17 protein-coding genes, 1 tRNA gene and 1 pseudogene are annotated in these 15,894 nt (G+C 59.4%); 5 read left to right on the forward strand and 14 right to left on the reverse strand.

From position 1 onward, the window contains the following. Positions 1-21 precede the first annotated feature (21 nt). The 5 genes and pseudogenes from CABTHER_RS11970 (at position 22) to CABTHER_RS11990 (ending at position 5,783) form a co-directional block, all read left to right on the forward strand. On the forward strand, positions 22-2,286 hold the full coding sequence (locus CABTHER_RS11970) for a PEP/pyruvate-binding domain-containing protein (protein WP_148264089.1): 2,265 nt from the start codon (positions 22-24) through the stop codon (positions 2,284-2,286). Between the two features lie 59 nt (positions 2,287-2,345). After that, the gene (locus CABTHER_RS11975; protein ID WP_041570099.1) at positions 2,346-3,557 is read left to right on the forward strand and encodes an ATP-grasp domain-containing protein; all 1,212 of its coding nucleotides are present in this window, start codon (positions 2,346-2,348) and stop codon (positions 3,555-3,557) included. A gap of 75 nt (positions 3,558-3,632) precedes the next feature. Beyond that, positions 3,633-3,995 (forward strand): hypothetical protein, encoded by a 363-nt coding sequence (locus CABTHER_RS11980; RefSeq protein ID WP_014100916.1) that lies wholly within the window; start codon positions 3,633-3,635, stop codon positions 3,993-3,995. Positions 3,996-4,151: 156 nt separating this feature from the next. Then, positions 4,152-4,814, forward strand: a pseudogene (gene tcmP, locus CABTHER_RS11985) (three-Cys-motif partner protein TcmP). A 231-nt stretch (positions 4,815-5,045) separates the two neighbouring features. After that, entirely contained in the window at positions 5,046-5,783 is a 738-nt protein-coding gene (locus CABTHER_RS11990) for a DUF5131 family protein (RefSeq protein WP_041569954.1), read from the forward strand. 44 nt (positions 5,784-5,827) lie between these two features. Here CABTHER_RS11990 and CABTHER_RS11995 read toward each other — a convergent pair whose 3' ends face one another. From CABTHER_RS11995 to CABTHER_RS12045, 14 genes are all read right to left on the reverse strand, one after another. After that, complete coding sequence (locus CABTHER_RS11995) at positions 5,828-6,463, reverse strand: anthranilate synthase component II (protein ID WP_228374105.1); 636 nt, start codon at positions 6,461-6,463, stop codon at positions 5,828-5,830. Next, entirely contained in the window at positions 6,438-7,925 is a 1,488-nt protein-coding gene (locus CABTHER_RS12000) for an anthranilate synthase component I family protein (protein ID WP_014100920.1), read from the reverse strand. The genes CABTHER_RS11995 and CABTHER_RS12000 overlap by 26 nt, the downstream gene beginning before the upstream one ends. Continuing rightward, the gene (locus CABTHER_RS12005) at positions 7,922-8,752 is read right to left on the reverse strand and encodes a bifunctional 3-deoxy-7-phosphoheptulonate synthase/chorismate mutase (protein WP_041569955.1); all 831 of its coding nucleotides are present in this window, start codon (positions 8,750-8,752) and stop codon (positions 7,922-7,924) included. Before CABTHER_RS12005 ends, CABTHER_RS12000 begins: the two co-directional genes overlap by 4 nt. A gap of 222 nt (positions 8,753-8,974) precedes the next feature. Beyond that, positions 8,975-10,045: a lipopolysaccharide heptosyltransferase II gene (gene waaF, locus CABTHER_RS12010; protein ID WP_049787532.1), complete on the reverse strand. Its 1,071-nt coding sequence runs from the start codon at positions 10,043-10,045 to the stop codon at positions 8,975-8,977. A 269-nt stretch (positions 10,046-10,314) separates the two neighbouring features. Beyond that, on the reverse strand, positions 10,315-10,539 hold the full coding sequence (locus CABTHER_RS16730; RefSeq protein WP_081464911.1) for a type II toxin-antitoxin system HicA family toxin: 225 nt from the start codon (positions 10,537-10,539) through the stop codon (positions 10,315-10,317). Then, the gene (locus CABTHER_RS16735; RefSeq protein WP_081464912.1) at positions 10,536-10,748 is read right to left on the reverse strand and encodes a type II toxin-antitoxin system HicB family antitoxin; all 213 of its coding nucleotides are present in this window, start codon (positions 10,746-10,748) and stop codon (positions 10,536-10,538) included. Before CABTHER_RS16735 ends, CABTHER_RS16730 begins: the two co-directional genes overlap by 4 nt. 48 nt (positions 10,749-10,796) lie before the next feature. Further along, positions 10,797-10,964, reverse strand: coding sequence for a type II toxin-antitoxin system PemK/MazF family toxin (locus CABTHER_RS16740; RefSeq protein ID WP_455423213.1), 168 nt, complete (start codon positions 10,962-10,964; stop codon positions 10,797-10,799). Continuing rightward, positions 10,951-11,193, reverse strand: coding sequence for an AbrB/MazE/SpoVT family DNA-binding domain-containing protein (locus CABTHER_RS12015; RefSeq protein WP_014100923.1), 243 nt, complete (start codon positions 11,191-11,193; stop codon positions 10,951-10,953). The genes CABTHER_RS16740 and CABTHER_RS12015 overlap by 14 nt, the downstream gene beginning before the upstream one ends. Before the next feature lie 112 nt (positions 11,194-11,305). Then, positions 11,306-13,231: a CocE/NonD family hydrolase gene (locus CABTHER_RS12020; protein WP_148264090.1), complete on the reverse strand. Its 1,926-nt coding sequence runs from the start codon at positions 13,229-13,231 to the stop codon at positions 11,306-11,308. Positions 13,232-13,306: 75 nt separating this feature from the next. Beyond that, positions 13,307-13,828: an adenine phosphoribosyltransferase gene (locus tag CABTHER_RS12025; RefSeq protein ID WP_014100925.1), complete on the reverse strand. Its 522-nt coding sequence runs from the start codon at positions 13,826-13,828 to the stop codon at positions 13,307-13,309. 266 nt (positions 13,829-14,094) lie between these two features. Then, positions 14,095-14,373, reverse strand: coding sequence for an acylphosphatase (locus CABTHER_RS12030; protein ID WP_014100926.1), 279 nt, complete (start codon positions 14,371-14,373; stop codon positions 14,095-14,097). Positions 14,374-14,477: 104 nt separating this feature from the next. After that, positions 14,478-14,554, reverse strand: a tRNA-Pro gene (locus CABTHER_RS12035). Between the two features lie 87 nt (positions 14,555-14,641). Continuing rightward, complete coding sequence (locus CABTHER_RS12040; RefSeq protein ID WP_014100927.1) at positions 14,642-15,118, reverse strand: eCIS core domain-containing protein; 477 nt, start codon at positions 15,116-15,118, stop codon at positions 14,642-14,644. 18 nt (positions 15,119-15,136) lie between these two features. Further along, positions 15,137-15,673, reverse strand: a complete 537-nt coding sequence (locus CABTHER_RS12045; protein WP_014100928.1) for a hypothetical protein — start codon at positions 15,671-15,673, stop codon at positions 15,137-15,139. Positions 15,674-15,894: the final 221 nt, after the last annotated feature.

The raw sequence follows: 15,894 nt of genomic DNA on the forward strand, positions 1-15,894 counted from the left end.
ACTGTTGGGACCGAAAAAGCCATGCCGGAAACAGGCGACTTTGTTGTGTGGTTGGGGCGTTCACCGTGGCCGGCGCGGGTTGGGCCGAAGGCAGACTCTCTCCACCGCGCAAAGGCGGCCGGTTTGCCGGTGCCGCCGGGTGTTCTTGTCGTGGAGGAAGCCCTGACCCACAGCCTGCACAGGGGATGGGTTCGCGCTACCGGGGAAGGTTTCGTTATCGCCGACCAAGAAGCCCTTCAGAAGGCGCTCGACCTCCCGCCAGTAGCTTCCAGAGTGGCCGTGCGTTCGGCTTTTTCGCGTGAAGATGGCGAAAGCCAGAGTCTGGCAGGCTACTTCGCTTCCTTTCTAAACGTTCCCTTTCCAGAAGTCTGGCCGGCGGTGTGCCGGGTCTGGAATTCGAGTCACCGTCTGGATGCACCCTTCCGCCGCGACGTGCTCATCATGGCCATGGTTGACGCGCGTCATGCTGGAGTTGCCGTCACCGAAACCGAGTATGAGGATGATCTCGTCAATGTGACGCAGGGACTGGGCGACCGTCTCGTGAGTGGACTCGTAGCCGGTGAAACCCTGCATCTGCCAAAGCTGCGTGCCTTCGAGAAACCAACGGAAGCCGGCTTTGCAGGGCGGTTGCAGCGGCTTCTGCGTGACGTGCGCCGCGTGTTTGGGGCACGCAACTGGGATGTCGAGTTTGCCGATGACGGGCAACAGTGCTGGTTGCTTCAGGTACGTCCGCTGACGCGCCCGGTGATACGCAACGAGTGGTTCACCTATGCCAACCACCGTGAAATTCTGCCGCCGCTGCCGTCACCGTTGATGACGAGTCTCATCGCGTCCTGTGCGTCTGACCTGTTTGATTACTACCGTGGGTTTGACGCGCGTCTGCCGGAGCACCGGCCGTTCATTGAGGTCTTTGCCGGAAGACCGTTCATCAACCTGTCGCTGCTGACGGACATGATGCGCCTCTGGGGCCTGCCGACGCGCCTCGTCACGGATGCCATTGGCGGGCGCGACATTGGCACACAGGGATGGCGATGGGGACGCCTGCTCTGTTCTCTGCCGGTGTTGATACGTCTGGGATGGGCGCAGTTGAGAGCGCCGTCCTCGGCGCGCCGGTGTATGGCCTGGCTTTCCGGTTTTGGCCATGCTCCACCTGATACGGACAGTTTCACCAACTGCATAAGCGATTTGCAGACGGTTTACACGGCGCTTGTTCGTGAGATGTTTTCACTGACCCAGGCCATGAGCGGCCCGCTGGCGCTGCTCCGCCGGCTGGGTGTGCTTTCCGCGCTGGCGGCGTGTCATGAAACGGTGACGACGCGCCTGCTGACCGATCTCGATCCGCTGCGTGAATATGTACAGGCTCATCCCCATCTCACGGCTGTCCTGGCTGAAGGAAGGGTGCCCGAAGACGATGGTTTTCAAACGCTATGGCAGGCGTATCTTGCGCGCTATGGCTTTCGGGGCGTTTTTGAAAGTGACATCGCGTGCCCGCGTTATCACGAGCAACCGGAGACGCTGTTGTGCAGCCTGCTTGCTGAGCGTCCCAGGCAGGCCCCCCTGCCGCTGCCCTGGTTGGCATGGCTGGTGTATCCCCTGTGGCAGCAGGCCCGCCGGGCACTCGATGCGCGGGAGGAGTTGCGGCATGCCGCCATGCAGACCTTTGACCGCATCCGGCAGCGGATGAAACGCCTTGCCGCGCAGGCCCTTCAGGACGGACGGCTGCCGGCGGCAGATGATCTTTGGCTTTTGGACATCGAAGAACTCCGGCAGCTTGACGGCGGCTGGTGTGCAACGCCGGACTTCCTGGCTGCGCGCCGGCAGGCACAGGCGACGCTGGCCGGCTATGCCTTCCCGGACGTGTTTCGGCGTTTTGATAACTTTTCGGCTTTTCTGGCCGTGCCTGCCGAAGGAAGCCGTCCGGCCGTCCTGCAGGGAACAGGACTGACCCGTGGTGTTGTTGAAGGACGCGCCTGGGTCTGCCACACACCATCTGTCCCGCCGGTTTCGACTGAACCGCTCATTCTGGTTGCCCCGGCTGTGGATGCCGGTTGGGTTCCGGTCTTTGCCGGTGTGGCAGGTGTTGTCGTTGAAATCGGCGGTGACCTTTCACATGGCTCGATTGTCCTGCGCGAGCTTGGTCTGCCAGCGGTGACGAATGTCCGTCATGTGACGCGCGTCATTCGGACGGGCGACCGGATTCGGGTGCAGGCGGCGCTGGGCGTTGTGGAAATCCTTGGATTGGAGTCGGCTGTGACATCGCTTGCGTCGGTCGGCGTACGCGGATAAGAATGCAGCTTCCGGTCAACGATCCCAGTGCTGCTTCAGCTTTGCGGGGGGCTTTCTGTATGCCGACACATCCGCTCACGATGTTGTGTCTTGCCAGTTATGAAAAAGGCGCGGAGTTTATGCGCGAGACCAAGCGCCAGGGGTGGCGGGTCTATCTGGTCACTTCGGAAAGCATCCGGGACGCTGCCTGGCCGCGTGAAAGCCTCGACGACATCTTCCTGATGCCCGATGAAAACAAAAAGTGGCGACTCAACGACGTGATTTTGGGTGTCAGTTACCTGGCCCGTACCCACCGCATTGACCGCATCGTGGCGCTGGACGATTTTGACGTGGAGACGGCAGCCGCCTTGCGGGAGCACCTGCGCATTCCGGGCATGGGAGAAACAACAGCGCGTTATTTCCGTGACAAGCTCGCAATGCGGGCCCGGGCGCGTGAATATGGCGTTCCTGTGCCGCCCTTTACGCCGGTGTTCAACGATGAGGTCGTCAATGCGTACCTGGCGGAAGTACCGGGTCCGTGGCTGGTCAAGCCGCGCTCCGAAGCTTCGACCATTGGCATCAAGCGCACCAGCTCCCCTGATGAAGTGTGGGAGATATTGAACCAGCTTGGCGACCGGCGTTCCTACCACCTGCTGGAAAAGTTCCTTCCGGGCGATGTCTATCACGTGGATTCCATTGTCTCGGAGCGGGAGGTGGTGTTCGCGGCGGTCAGCAAGTACGCGCGTCCACCTATTGAGGTCATGCACGATGGGGATGTGTTTGCGACGCGCACGGTGGAGTACGGGTCGGAGGACGAGCAGCAGCTTCTGGAGTTCAACCGCCGGGTGCTGAAGGCGATGGGGCTGGTACGCGGCGCGTCCCACACGGAGTTCATCAAATCCCACGCGGATGGGACGTTTTACTTTCTGGAGACTTCGGCGCGGGTGGGCGGGGCCAACATCGTCGAGTTGGTCGAGGCGGCGACGGGCGTGAACCTGTGGGCGGAGTGGGCCCGGCTGGAATGCGCGGAACCGCCGGAAACCTACCGTCCACCACAGGGACGGCGCGAATATGCCGGGTTGATCATTTCGTTGGCGCGCCAGGAGTGGCCGGACACCAGTGCCTACAATGATCCTGAAGTCGTCTGGCGGCTCAACAAGGCGTTTCATGCCGGCCTGATTGTGAAGTCGCCTGATTACGGGCGCGTCAGCCGCCTGTTGGATGACTACATGGCACGTTTTCGGGTGGATTTCTTCACCCGCCAGCCGGTGCCTGAACGCCCGACGGCCTGATACTTTCAAGGGGTATCTCAGGGATCAGCCGTGCCGTCCGACGGCGACTTGCCGGAGAGAACCAAAGCCCGGCCCATGTTTTCAAGGATTTGGAATGCGCTCTTTCCAAAAGGCCGGCTGGCAAACCAATCGGCAGGCAAGATTTCGTTTGACGATGTGGCTGTTTCATACAGCCCGCCTGATGGTGCTGCGCGTCGCCTCGCCTGGGCAGACCTGCAAGCGGTTGAAATCGTCACCACCAGCGACGGGCCGTTTGCCGTGGATGTCTTCCGGGGGTTGTTGTCGGACGGTCCGCCGCTGGTCATTCCGCAGTCAGCCGACCGTTCGGGCGTGCTGTTGAAACGCCTTCAGGAACTGCCGGGCTTTGACAACCACGCCTTTATCGTCGCGATGGGTTCAACCGATGACGCGCGTTTCCTGTGCTGGAAGCGGACTTGACGCCATTTTGCCACTTGTCTTCCTGATACAACTATGCAGGAAATCCAACTTCCGAGCCTCAGCTCAAATTGATGTAAGCTACTGTTGACCAGTGCTGAACCCAGGCAAACCCAGCTTGAGAGACACAACAAAACTGAGAAGGGCAGGCTCTGCTCTATGAAAACATCACATACCTTCGGCGGTGATTGGACAGAGCAAAAGCTGGAGCGGCTCCAAAAGTATCTGAAGGCTTATACGACGATATTTACAAAGAATGAACGTGCTCAGAGTCTGATCCCGATTTACGTGGATGCATTTGCCGGTACTGGCTACCGCACCAGCCCGCTGCAACTGACTAAATCATTGAAGCTTTTTGAAGAATTTACCGAGCCGGAAGTTGACAATTTTTTAAAAGGAAGTGCCCGGCTGGCGTTGGAAGTTGAGCCTTCATTTCAAAAGTATATTTTCATTGAGCAAAATACCGCCCGTGTAGAAGAACTACAGAAATTACAGACCATCTTTCCCCAAAAACAAGGCAATATCCAAATTATCCAGAGTGATGCAAACAGTTGGCTGCAAGGTTGGTGCCGTGGTACAGACTGAAAAAGACACCGGGCAGTAGTATTCCTCGATCCCTACGGAATGCAGGTGGAGTGGACACTGATTGAGGCGCTTGCCAAAACGAAGGCTATTGATTTGTGGCTACTGTTTCCACCTGGCATGGCAGTAAATCGCCTGCTGACGAAGGGAGGAAAACCACCAGCGGCTTGGGAACAGGCATTGACACGAGTGTTTGGTACTGAAGATTGGCGTAAGAATTTTCTACTCACAAAAGACTGAGCCGACGTTGTTTGGTGATATTGATGTCACTGTTAAGGAAGCAGACTTTGTGAAAATCGGGAAATTCTTTGTCAACCGGTTGAAGACAGTTTTCAGCGAAGTTGCTGAAAACCCCTTGCCACTGCGAAACAGTCGAAACACGCCACTTTACCTGCTTTGCTTTGCGGCAGGGAATCCGAGAGGTGCCAAGACGGCAGTGAGGATCGCGCAACATATCCTGAGACCGTAACCATGGCTGACAATTCAAAAATCGAATGGACTGAAGCCACCTGGAACCCAGTGACAGGTTGTTCCAAGATTAGTGATGGCTGCAAAAATTGTTATGCAGAGCGGTTGGCGTCACGCTTACGGGTCATGGGGAGCGCCCGGTATCGCAACGGCTTTGACATCACCCTGCATGCTGATCTGCTGGAGATGCCCAAACGATGGCGCAAGCCGCGTGTGGTCTTTGTCAACTCTATGAGCGACTTGTTTCACGATCAGGTACCGTTGGAATTCATCCAGCGTGTGTTCGACACGATGCAGAATTGCCCGCAGCACACTTTTCAGGTGCTTACCAAACGCACAGCGCGGCTGCGCGCCATAGCCGACAAATTGCCTTGGCCGAAAAACGTCTGGATGGGCGTTAGTGTAGAAAACGCTGCCGTAATGCACCGGATTGATGATTTGCGTGCTGTGCCGGCCGCAGTACGGTTTCTGTCCTGTGAACCTTTGCTGGGACCGATGCAGGACCTGAGCTTGGAAAGTATTCACTGGGTTATTGTCGGAGGTGAATCCGGCCCCCATGCACGTCCAATAGACAAAGCCTGGGTGATGGGAATCCTGCGGCAGTGTCGGCAGGCTGGCGTTCCATTCTTTTTCAAGCAATGGGGTGGGGTGCGCAAGGACTTGACCGGACGTAAGCTGGAGGGTCGTACTTACGACGAAATGCCGTATCAATCCGCCGCTTTTTTGACCGCATGTGGATGACAAAGCGGGGGTGTTTCACTTTGGAAACCCTGTACTCCCCGGTCTCAGCAGCGGAGAAAATTGGCCAGGATGCGCTGCCCCAACGGCGTTCCAATGGATTCAGGGTGAAACTGGACACCGTACACCGGCCAATCCCGATGCTGAAGCGCCATGATGATGCCTTCCACGGCGTCACGCGCGGTGACCATCAGGCAGTCCGGCAGTGTGGCTTCGTCCGCCACCAGCGAGTGGTAGCGCATGGCCGCAAAGCGTGGCGGAAGTCCGTCAAACAGCGGTGAATCGGCGGTAATCACCATCTCCGATGCCTTGCCGTGAACGATGCGTGGTGCCTGGACAGCGCGCCCGCCATAGGCAACGGCAATCCCCTGGTGTCCCAGGCAGACGCCCAGAATCGGTGCCGCCAGTTCGGTGGCTGCCAGCAGGATGTCCCGACAGACGCCAAAATCACGCGGGTTGTCGGGACGCCCGGGCCCCGGCGACAGGACGATGCGCGTTGGTCGCCAGTCCCGCAAGGTGGCCAGGTTCACAGCATCGTTGCGGACGACAACCACTTCTTCGGCTGTCTGCATTTGCAGCATCTGGTACAGGTTGAAGGTAAACGAATCGTAGTTGTCAACAATGACGATCATACGGGTCAGGGCCGTTGGAGCGCCGTTATACCGGAGCCGACGGGCCTTCATGGGTGGAGTGCCGTGTTGGGGGCAGGGTTTGCTGTTCGGCCAGATAGAGCGCCGTCAGGACGCTGCGCGCCTTGTTACGAGTTTCTTCGGCTTCGAGCTGCGGCTGCGAGTCAAAGACGACACCGGCCCCGGCGTTGATGTGGGCGATGCCGTCCTGCATGAGCGCCGAGCGGATGGCAATGGCGCTGTCCGCCTGGCCGGCAAAGTCCACATAACCCACCATGCCGGCATAGAGGCCGCGCCGTTCGGGTTCAAGCGTCGCCAGCAGTTCCATGGCGCGGATTTTCGGCGCGCCGGTCACGGTGCCGCGCGGAAAGCAGCTTCGGATGACATCAAAGGCCGTCAACCCCGGACGCAGTTGCCCGGTCACGTCCGTTGCCAAGTGCATCACGTGGGTGTAGCGCACCAGACGCGCCACTTCACCAGTGGCGACTGTTCCCACCTGCGCCACCCGGCCGACATCGTTGCGCGCCAGATCAACCAGCATCCGGTGCTCGGCCAGTTCCTTTTCGTCGGCGCACAGCGCCCGGGCCAGCGCCTCATCTTCTTCCGGCGTCTCGCCGCGTGGGCGCGTGCCGGCCAGGGCCCGCAGCGTGATGCTGCCCTGCCGCACCGTGACGAACGTTTCCGGCGAAGAGCCAACGTAGGTAAAGCCCGGTGTTCCCGTAAAGCGTCCGAACTTGAGACAGTAGGCATAGGGTGATGGATTGAGCGCCACCAGCGAGCGGTACACCGTAAATGGCGTCGCACTGATCCGACGTGAAAAGCGCCGGGAAGGCACAATCTGAAAGACCTCGCCGGCCGTGATATAGGCGCGGCAGCGTTCAACCAGCGCGCCGAACGCGGCATCGTCGAGTGAGGTCTCGGCATCGGCAAACACGTCGCGGCTGCGTAACGACGCCGTGGCATCGCGCAGTGGTGGGAGCGGCGTCCGGCGGCAGACCCGTTCGTATATCTGCTCGACAATGGCCTCGCCACCGTAGGAGACAATGTGCAGCTTGCGGTAGAGATGGTCAAACACCACAAAGGTGTCATAGAGACCAAAGCAGCCGTCCGGCGCGGCATAGGGTATCGCCGTCTGGATGGGAATGCCGGCCAGACAGGCGGTGGCCCCATAACCAAGATAGCCGACAAAACCTCCCTTGAACGGCAGCATCGGCGGCAACGTTGGCATCTGGTCAGCAACCTGTGCCTGCTCGCGCTCCAGGATTTCACACAGAAACCGCAGTGGATCATCCGTCTGTGTCTGGCGCTCGGTCTGGCGGTGAAGGTCACAAACCGTCACGCGCCGGTCCTGAAAAGCCACGACCAGACGCGGCTCGATGCCGATGATGGAATAGCGCGCCAGGCGGGCGTCACCTTCGGCGCTTTCAAGCAGGAAGGCCACGTCGGAAGCAGCGGCCAGCTCATGGTAAAGGGCTGCCGGCGTTACGGCATCTGACAACACGGTAAGGATGCTCATGCCGCACGCTCCACTGGGCAGGGAAGCTGGCGGCCAACCGCCTGCGCCACACGGGCTGTTTCACGGACAAGCTGCTCCAGCTCATCGAGCGACAACGCCTGGGCGGCATCCGAAACCGACTGCTGGGGAACAGGATGGCATTCCACGATGAGACCGTCGGCCCCAACCGCCACGGCAGCCCGGGCAGCCGGGATGACCAGTTCCCGGCGACCGGTCGCATGGCTTGGATCAACGATGACCGGCAGGTGCGTCAGGCGCTTGAGCAGTGCCACCGCGCCCAGGTCAAGGACGTTGCGCGTGGCCGGGTCGAAGCTGCGAATTCCGCGTTCGCACAGGATAACCTGCTGATTGCCCCCGGCCAGAATGTACTCCGCCGCACCGAGCAGCTCCTCAATGGTGGCAGCCAGGCCACGTTTGAGCAGGACGGGTTTGCGTACCTGCCCGAGCGCCTTGAGCAGTTCAAAGTTCTGCATGTTGCGCGAGCCGACCTGGAAACAGTCGAAGACCTCGTAGGCGCGTTCGAGATGGGCCACCGACATCACTTCACTGACAATGCCCAGCCCGTAGGCGCGCTTGATGTCGTGGAGAAGCTGGAGACCTTCGTCCTGAAGCCCTTGGAAGCTGTAGGGCGACGTGCGTGGCTTATAGACACCAGCCCGCAGCAACCGGATGTCGAGGCGGGTCAGACATTCTGCGACGGTGCGGAGTTGGGTTTCCGATTCGGCCGCACAGGGGCCGGCAATCACAACCATGGACGGCCCACCCACCGGGACACCGGCAATCGTGACCGTCGTATGTTGTGACGGGGAACTTTGGCGAACGAGCATGGCAGCAGGTCCTCACTGGAAATGGCCAAAAGCAAAACCGCCGACCCCCACGCTTGGGAAGGTCGGCGGCTTCTGGAAAAATTTGGCGGAGTGTTGTTTCAGTCGTCAAGCACGCACGCCAGCGCAGCCGGTCGAGCCTTCCCATTGAGGCTCCACCAATACCAATAGCCGCTAAACGTAAAGCTGCGTACGTGCATACCGGAAACGAAAGCTGAAAGTTGGCTACAGCCTAGCGTGACGCCACGCCGGATGCAAGTCCCGATGTTCCTCAAGGGTGGCAAGCAGCGCCTGATACACCATGTCGGGCGTTACACCGGTCAGGCAGCGGTGGTCAATCGGGCAGTCCTTGAGCAGGCAGGGCGCGCACGGAACGAGCTTGCGTACATGCCGCGCCGTCGGCGAAAAGGGCGAAATCTGGTTTGGGTCGGTCGGCCCGAAGATCGTCACCAGGGGACGGTCGAGCGCGGCCGCGACATAGGCCGGGCCCGTGTCGTTGCTGACCACGGCGGCGCACCGGGAAAGCAGGGCCACACTTTCCCGCAGGGACAGTTCACCGGCCAGGATCGTGACCCGTTCGGGGCGCTGCATCCCCTGACGGATGGCTTCACACAGGGGACGTTCACCCGGTGCGCCCACCAGAAACAGCGGCCAGTCATGCTCTGCGGCCAACCGGTCAAGCAGGGCGGTAAACGCCGCGGCCGGCCACTGTTTGGCGCGGCTGTTGGCGGCGCCGGGAACAACTGCCAGCGGGTGCGCAACCTGCCGGAGATCGGGCCGTTTGGCGTCGAGGGCCGCCTGCGCCGCCGCTGAGACGGGCAGCCGGTAGTCAGGCGTCTCATAGTTGACGTGGTTGGTGCCCGTCAGGTGGGCTTCCAGTTGGGCAACGAGGTCCAGATAGAAGTATAGCTGGTGCTTGCGTCGGGTGGCCGGCGTCACCGGGAAGGCATCCGTCAGCAGGAAGCGGCGGCCATCGGTGGCGAATCCGATACGGCGTGGAATGCGGGCCGCTGTGGCCAGCGCCGCGGCTTCAAAGGCGTTCTGGAAGAAAATGGCGGCGTCAAAGCGCCCGGCTTTGAGTTTGGCCACCCCGGAAAGGAAGGATTCCTGGCGGTTGTCGTACAGCAGCAGATCATCGGCCAACGGCGTGTCGGCAAACAGGTCGGCTACCCATGGGCGTACCATCAGCGTCAGGTGCGCCGTGGGAAACAAGCGCCGAAGTTCGCGCAGCGCCGGGAGCGTCATGATGCTGTCGCCAACCCAGTTGGTGCCGCGTACGAGCAACCGCTGAAACATCATCCTGTCAAAGCCGGTAGTTGGTTTGCACTTGGCCAGTCAACGTTCTGGCCGGGGGCCGCTTCAGGGTGCAAGGGAAACGCTGAGACCGGAGGCGTGGCAGGCGTTGCAGTGTAACGGCGTCCAGGCAATCGGGTCGCCTCCTTGACGAGACCTGCAAAAGGCTAACACCGCTCCCGTTCAATGAAGGAGTGAGCAGTACGATGATGAACACCTGGCTGTGCCTTGCATACTCCACTCCAAAGGCTTGTTGGACATTGTTCAAGTCATCATAACAAGTCCTTAAGCTCATCAATTGTCAGTCCGATTTCGCGGATTATTGTCCGCAATGTCCCTTTTGCTATTTCTTTGTGGTCTGGCACTGTCACTCTCCGGTGTGGAGGGTCTATTTGCCGGAGTATGATATGGCTGCCTCGCTGTCGGTCTTGCTCATAACCTATCTTCTTGAGAGCTTTGACTAATTCACGTCCAGAGATTTTAGGTAGGTCGCTCACGATGAAACATCCACGATTTCTTCAGAAATTGGAGGCGGGACAGGTTCACCATGAGCTTTCAGGCTCTCTAGGTATCCTGCGATAGCTTCCTTAATGTTTTCCAAAGCCTCAGAGCGAGTTTTTCCCTGGGAAACACAGCCGGGTAGAGAAGGTACTGTCGCAATATACACATTGTCTTCATCCTGCTCAATGAATACTCGATATTTCATCTTGAATTCCTCTTATCTACGTGTTTGCGTGATGTTCCCTGAACTGGCTTATATTGGGCAGAGCAGGGCAAGACCAACTTTGCTGTTGTAACTCTTCGGCGATAAAACCAAAGCTGGTCTATGCCGTGTCTGCTCATGCCCCGCTTGTGGGGTGCACATTATCCAAACGATGTCACCACTGTCGGGAATGTATGCCATAGGTTCACCAGGCTTCATTTCCTACGGCAAAACCCGTCTCGACTTCGGGATGAAGATTGTCCTCGGTGATACCTGCCAGCAATGCGTCAAGTGTCCAACCTGGCGCTGGAGCCGGAGTAATAATAATCTTGCCTTCGACGATACTGATTTCTACAAGTGAGTCATTTTGAAGCTGAGCTTCAGCAGCAAAGACTTTCGGTATTCGCAGGGCAAAACTGTTACCCCATTTCTGAATTTTTGCGAGCATAAGGATAACTCCAGGCTGTTTCTACAACAAAGATACGCTTTTTGCCCCACTTTTCAAAGGTTCGTTCAGCAAGGGGCGTGCCAACGGTTGGTTTCAGCCACTGCGTCCGGTTTCAGGGGGCAAGGAAAACACTGAGACCGGAGGCATGGCGGGCATTGCGGTGTATGCGGTGCGTCGCCGGCTGGAAATCGCTGTCACGCGCCTGAAAGATGTTGTCCAGAAAAACCTGTGGGTTGCGGTCAACAAGGGGAAACCACGAACTCTGTACCTGTACCATGATGCGGTGTCCGGGCTTGAAGCAGTGGTCAATATCCTGAAGCTCAAAGGCAATGCGTTCGACACGTCCCGGCCGGAGCGGCTTCGGGCGCTCAAAGCTGTCCCGGAATCTGGCGCGCATGACTTCAGCGCGTACCAGCATCTGATAACCGCCCAGGTGGACGCCCGGCGGCAGGTCAGGCAAGTCCGGGGTGTCGTCAGGAAACACGTCTATGAGCTTGACGATGAAATCGGCATCGGTGGCCGTCGTGGTGACAAACAGCTCGGCACGCAGCGGCCCCGTCATCGTCACCGGCGCCGACAGAGGCGGCGTCTGATAGGTAAGCACATCCGGCCGTGCCGCAGCAAAACGCTGGTCTTCGGTCATGTAAGTGATGCCGCGCCGGTTTGTAATCTGGTTCGTGTAGGGCACAGGGGTGCGCGGGTCACTGAGGTATTCGTCAGCACCGGAAGGTTCCCGGGGCGGATCAAACGACAGTTCGCCGTTGGCCCGGAAGTACAGCCGGGCCGGTTTGAGTCCGGCGGGTGGATACTGCGCGTAACGCCGCCATTCGTTCGAGCCGGTTTGAAAGATGCAGGCTTCGGGCAGTCCGGGATCGGGTGCGTCCTTCAGGTGGTGGGCGAAAAACCTGGCTTCGATCTCGCGGCGGTAAAATTCCGCAGTCGGTTGTCCAAAATCAATCGGGCCGAGGCGTCTTCCGTCGCTGCGCGCCCAGCCGCCGTGAAACCAGGGACCCATGACGAGTGCGTTTTTCACTGTCGGGTTCTGGCGCTCTGTGCTGGCATAGAGCTTGAGTGGGCCGTAGAGGTCTTCAGCGTCAAACCAGCCGCCAACGAACAGCACCGCCGGCGCGACACGCCTCATGTGCGGCACAAGATTGCGCGCCTGCCAGAAGGCATCGTAGTTGGGATGCGCCGCCATTTCAGTCCAGAACGCGATGCTGCCCTTGAAGTACCGTTCCTCGATGTGCCGCAGCGAGCCGACATCGAGAAAGAAGCGGTAGGCATCGGGCGTCGGAAAACGGAAGCCGGGCGGCGTTTTGGTAGTAGGTTCAGGACGGGCCTGGCCGAAGGAAGAAAAGAACGTGAAGGAATCAATCAGAAAGAAAGCGCCGTTGTGGTGCATGTCATCGCCGATGAACCAGTCGGCGATGGGCGCCTGCGGGGAAACCGCCTTGAGCGCCGGATGAGCGTCAATCATCCCGGCGGCGGCATAAAAGCCCGGGTAGGAGATGCCCCACATGCCAACCCGGCCGTTGTTGTTGGGAACGTTGTGGATAAGCCATTCGATGGTGTCGTAGGTGTCAGATGACTCATCCACTTCCTGCCCGCGCTTGGCCGGGTTGTGGGGGCGCATGTTGACGAACTCGCCTTCGGACATGTAGCGCCCGCGTACGTCCTGAAACACGAAGATATAGCCCTCGCGCATCATTTCGTCCGAGGGGCCGATGCGTTGCCGGTAGGCGTCGCCATAGGGAGCGCAACTGTAGGGCGTCCGGTTGAGAAGGATCGGGTAGGGACGCGAGGTGTCGCGCGGGGCGTAAATGGTGGTAAAGAGCTTGACGCCGTCGCGCATGGGGATGCGGACTTCAGTCTTGGTGTAGTGGGCCGCAACGTCAAAGGTTTCGGGTGGCGTTGCCTGCCGGGCGGCAGCTGGCGGCGCGGCAACTGCTGGAAGAAGCGGCAGGCTGAAAAGTCCACAGAAGGCAAGAGCGAGCGCCAGTGCCGGCCAGACCCGACGCTGCAGGGGTGGACGTGTCATGGTGGTACGAAACTCCGTCGCCGGCCGACTTGAGCCGGACGCCATCAGGTTTTGTCTGCGGCTGCCGTTGTGTGCCTATCGGTCGTAGGTGAGCAGGGATGTAACCGGATACCGGGCGAGTTTTTCACGCCCCCCAAGGAAGGTCAGCTCGACGAGAAAGGTCAAACCGACGACTTCGCCCCCCAGCTTTTCCACGAGCGCGGCGGTGGCGGCGGCTGTCCCGCCAGTGGCCAGAAGGTCATCCGCAATCACGACCCGCTGGCCCGGCTGGATGGCGTCCCGGTGAATTTCCAGTGTGTCACTACCGTATTCGAGGTCATAACTGATACGCTCGACTTCGCCGGGCAGCTTTTTGGGCTTCCGCACAGGCACAAAGCCTGCGCCAAGCTGGTAAGCCAGCGGCGGAGCAAAGATGAAGCCACGCGCCTCAACACCAATGACCACATCAACAGGTTGGTTGGCCAGGGCTTCGCTCATCCGGTTGACGGCCAGCTTCAGGCCACGGGAGTCTTTGAGCAGGGTCGTAATGTCGTAAAAAAGAATGCCGGGCTTGGGAAAATCAGGAATCTCACGAATCAGGCGTCGTAACTCGTCCATCGCGGTCTCCGGTGGGAAGGGCATTGCGCAGTGGGACTGAAACCTACCCACAATTACCCCATAAGTCCATGCATGGCTACCCAGTGCCTTCAAGCTGCGAACAAAAGAGCGCCCGCATCCGCCGTTTTGCAAAAAGCCGTTGGTCAGGCAGTTCTCCGGCGTGTGGATGCTATTCAGCCTGGCGGCGCTTGATGGAGAATAATTAAGAGGGCAGGATAAAGCATTTTTAATTGCCCATTCTCAATTGTCCGTTTCCATTAGCGCCACTACCGCAGGATACGGAACTCATCATATTTGATGGAAGCATCGGCTTCCGTGACCTCAATGCCAGTCACCTGGGCGTTGTAGGGGCCAAAACTCAACTCGTGCTGGAAAGTTTCCAGGACATTCGGAGACCCTTTGGCCCAGGCTTCGACGCTTCCATCGGGAAGGTTGCGTACCCATCCGACGATACCGAGTTCACGCGCCACACACAGCACAAAATAGCGATAACCGACGCCCTGCACCCGCCCCGTGATGCGAAAGTGTCGTGCGATGACCGCCATTTTCTGTTCCGTATGCAAGCTAAGGCCAAAAGGGCGATGGCCGCAGAGCGTCCCTGCTCTCACAACCATCGGGTCGGCAATTCGTGCTGTGGACGACAAAAATGTGGTCGGGGCGAGAGGATTTGAACCTCCGACCTCACGGTCCCGAACCGTGCGCTCTACCAGGCTGAGCCACGCCCCGTGCAAACCGTTCCAGCCACGAATTCTGCCGCTGTTGTTGGGCGCGGGCTGAAACAGCCGTCAGACTACTCAGACCCGGCGCACTTTGTCAAACGAAAAGGTATTGTCCGGCGACAGCCGCAGCGTGGGTGCGCGCCTCCACCTCAAAGGTGATGTTTTCGTAAGCCTGAGTCAGGCTGTCGCCACGCAGGACGTTGGTGAGAAATTCCAGCCCATAACGCAGCGTGAAGCCGAAATACCCATGGCGGCGGTACTGGACGACATGGGTCAGTTCGTGGGCAATAAGTTCCAATCCGGCTGGCGTGCTGGGGGCATAACACCCTGGAACAACCCAGACCAGTGCGCCGAAGGTGATGGCCACGGGCGGCACGACCGCCAGGCGGCGAACCCACCACGGAAGCTCACCCACGCGCCAGAGCACATCCCGGCCAAGGTCCAGCTCTGAAAAGAAAGGCTGTAACTGCTGGCAGGTCGCTGCCGGCAGGTGCTCCCATCCGGGAGGTGGTGGTCCTTCCCACGGACGCACCCCAAGGGCCAGGGCGAGAAGGTGCAGTGAAGTCCACATACCTGCCAGCCGCACTTCCTACCGCACGCTGCTTCCGACGGCCGGTGGGGCAAAGTGTTCGGCGTGCCAGCTTTCGGCAAACGGCCGCTCCCAGCGGCCGGCCCGCACTTCCCCCAGCGTACGGACGGTGCCATCAAACACAAGGGTGTCGGGCCGGATGACGCCTTCCCGCACCAGTCGCCGGAAGGTGGGACGGTCAACGAGTTCGACACCATTCGGGCCGCGGTAGGCAATGTCGGCCGTGTCGGCCAACGGCACACCAGCGCGGCCTACAGCCGCCTGTACGGCACGAAACATGCTGTCAATCGAGCAGCCCGAAACATCGTTGGCAGTTTCATCGGCAGCAACAAGGATGAAACGTCGGTTGCAGAGGGCGAAGCCACCACGTACCTGCTGGCCGTGCGACATCCAATCGGCGACAAAGGCTTTCAGACCGGCTTCGACCCGTGCGGCCAGGTCGTCTGTCAGAGGCACCGCCGTGGTGAATATCCAGACCCGCGACTGATCCGGCAGCGCCGCAAGGGATGATAGTTCCGTATTCGTTTTGACTGACATAGGTGCTTTCCTTGAAACGGCATTGGGATGAGGTTGCCAGTGACACTCTACCATGCCGATGTGGCTGCCCTGTGCCTGGCATCCGGTGTCAACTTCCCACACTGGCTTTCTGGCTGGGGCGTATCCCGGAAAACAATTTTCAGAAAAACTGTCGCCGACCGTTGCTTTTCCCAGCCACGCCCCCTATGATGGAGGCAGTGTACACCTTCTCTTGCTCATCA

Source organism: Chloracidobacterium thermophilum B (assembly GCF_000226295.1).
In the GTDB taxonomy this organism is placed as follows: Bacteria; Acidobacteriota; Blastocatellia; order Chloracidobacteriales; family Chloracidobacteriaceae; genus Chloracidobacterium; species Chloracidobacterium thermophilum.

Excerpts from the sequence above, each read along its gene's own strand:
- CABTHER_RS11970 (WP_148264089.1), top strand. The coding sequence starts at position 22 with ATGCCGGAAACAGGCGACTTTGTTGTGTGGTTGGGGCGTTCACCGTGG.
- CABTHER_RS11975 (WP_041570099.1), top strand. The coding sequence starts at position 2,346 with ATGCCGACACATCCGCTCACGATGTTGTGTCTTGCCAGTTATGAAAAA.
- CABTHER_RS11980 (WP_014100916.1), top strand. The coding sequence starts at position 3,633 with ATGTTTTCAAGGATTTGGAATGCGCTCTTTCCAAAAGGCCGGCTGGCA.
- CABTHER_RS11990 (WP_041569954.1), top strand. The coding sequence starts at position 5,046 with ATGGCTGACAATTCAAAAATCGAATGGACTGAAGCCACCTGGAACCCA.
- CABTHER_RS11995 (WP_228374105.1), bottom strand. The coding sequence starts at position 6,463 with ATGAAGGCCCGTCGGCTCCGGTATAACGGCGCTCCAACGGCCCTGACC.
- CABTHER_RS12000 (WP_014100920.1), bottom strand. The coding sequence starts at position 7,925 with ATGAGCATCCTTACCGTGTTGTCAGATGCCGTAACGCCGGCAGCCCTT.
- CABTHER_RS12005 (WP_041569955.1), bottom strand. The coding sequence starts at position 8,752 with ATGCTCGTTCGCCAAAGTTCCCCGTCACAACATACGACGGTCACGATT.
- waaF (WP_049787532.1), bottom strand. The coding sequence starts at position 10,045 with ATGTTTCAGCGGTTGCTCGTACGCGGCACCAACTGGGTTGGCGACAGC.
- CABTHER_RS16735 (WP_081464912.1), bottom strand. The coding sequence starts at position 10,748 with ATGAAATATCGAGTATTCATTGAGCAGGATGAAGACAATGTGTATATT.
- CABTHER_RS16740 (WP_455423213.1), bottom strand. The coding sequence starts at position 10,964 with ATGAAGCCTGGTGAACCTATGGCATACATTCCCGACAGTGGTGACATC.
- CABTHER_RS12015 (WP_014100923.1), bottom strand. The coding sequence starts at position 11,193 with ATGCTCGCAAAAATTCAGAAATGGGGTAACAGTTTTGCCCTGCGAATA.
- CABTHER_RS12020 (WP_148264090.1), bottom strand. The coding sequence starts at position 13,231 with ATGACACGTCCACCCCTGCAGCGTCGGGTCTGGCCGGCACTGGCGCTC.
- CABTHER_RS12025 (WP_014100925.1), bottom strand. The coding sequence starts at position 13,828 with ATGGACGAGTTACGACGCCTGATTCGTGAGATTCCTGATTTTCCCAAG.
- CABTHER_RS12030 (WP_014100926.1), bottom strand. The coding sequence starts at position 14,373 with ATGGCGGTCATCGCACGACACTTTCGCATCACGGGGCGGGTGCAGGGC.
- CABTHER_RS12040 (WP_014100927.1), bottom strand. The coding sequence starts at position 15,118 with ATGTGGACTTCACTGCACCTTCTCGCCCTGGCCCTTGGGGTGCGTCCG.
- CABTHER_RS12045 (WP_014100928.1), bottom strand. The coding sequence starts at position 15,673 with ATGTCAGTCAAAACGAATACGGAACTATCATCCCTTGCGGCGCTGCCG.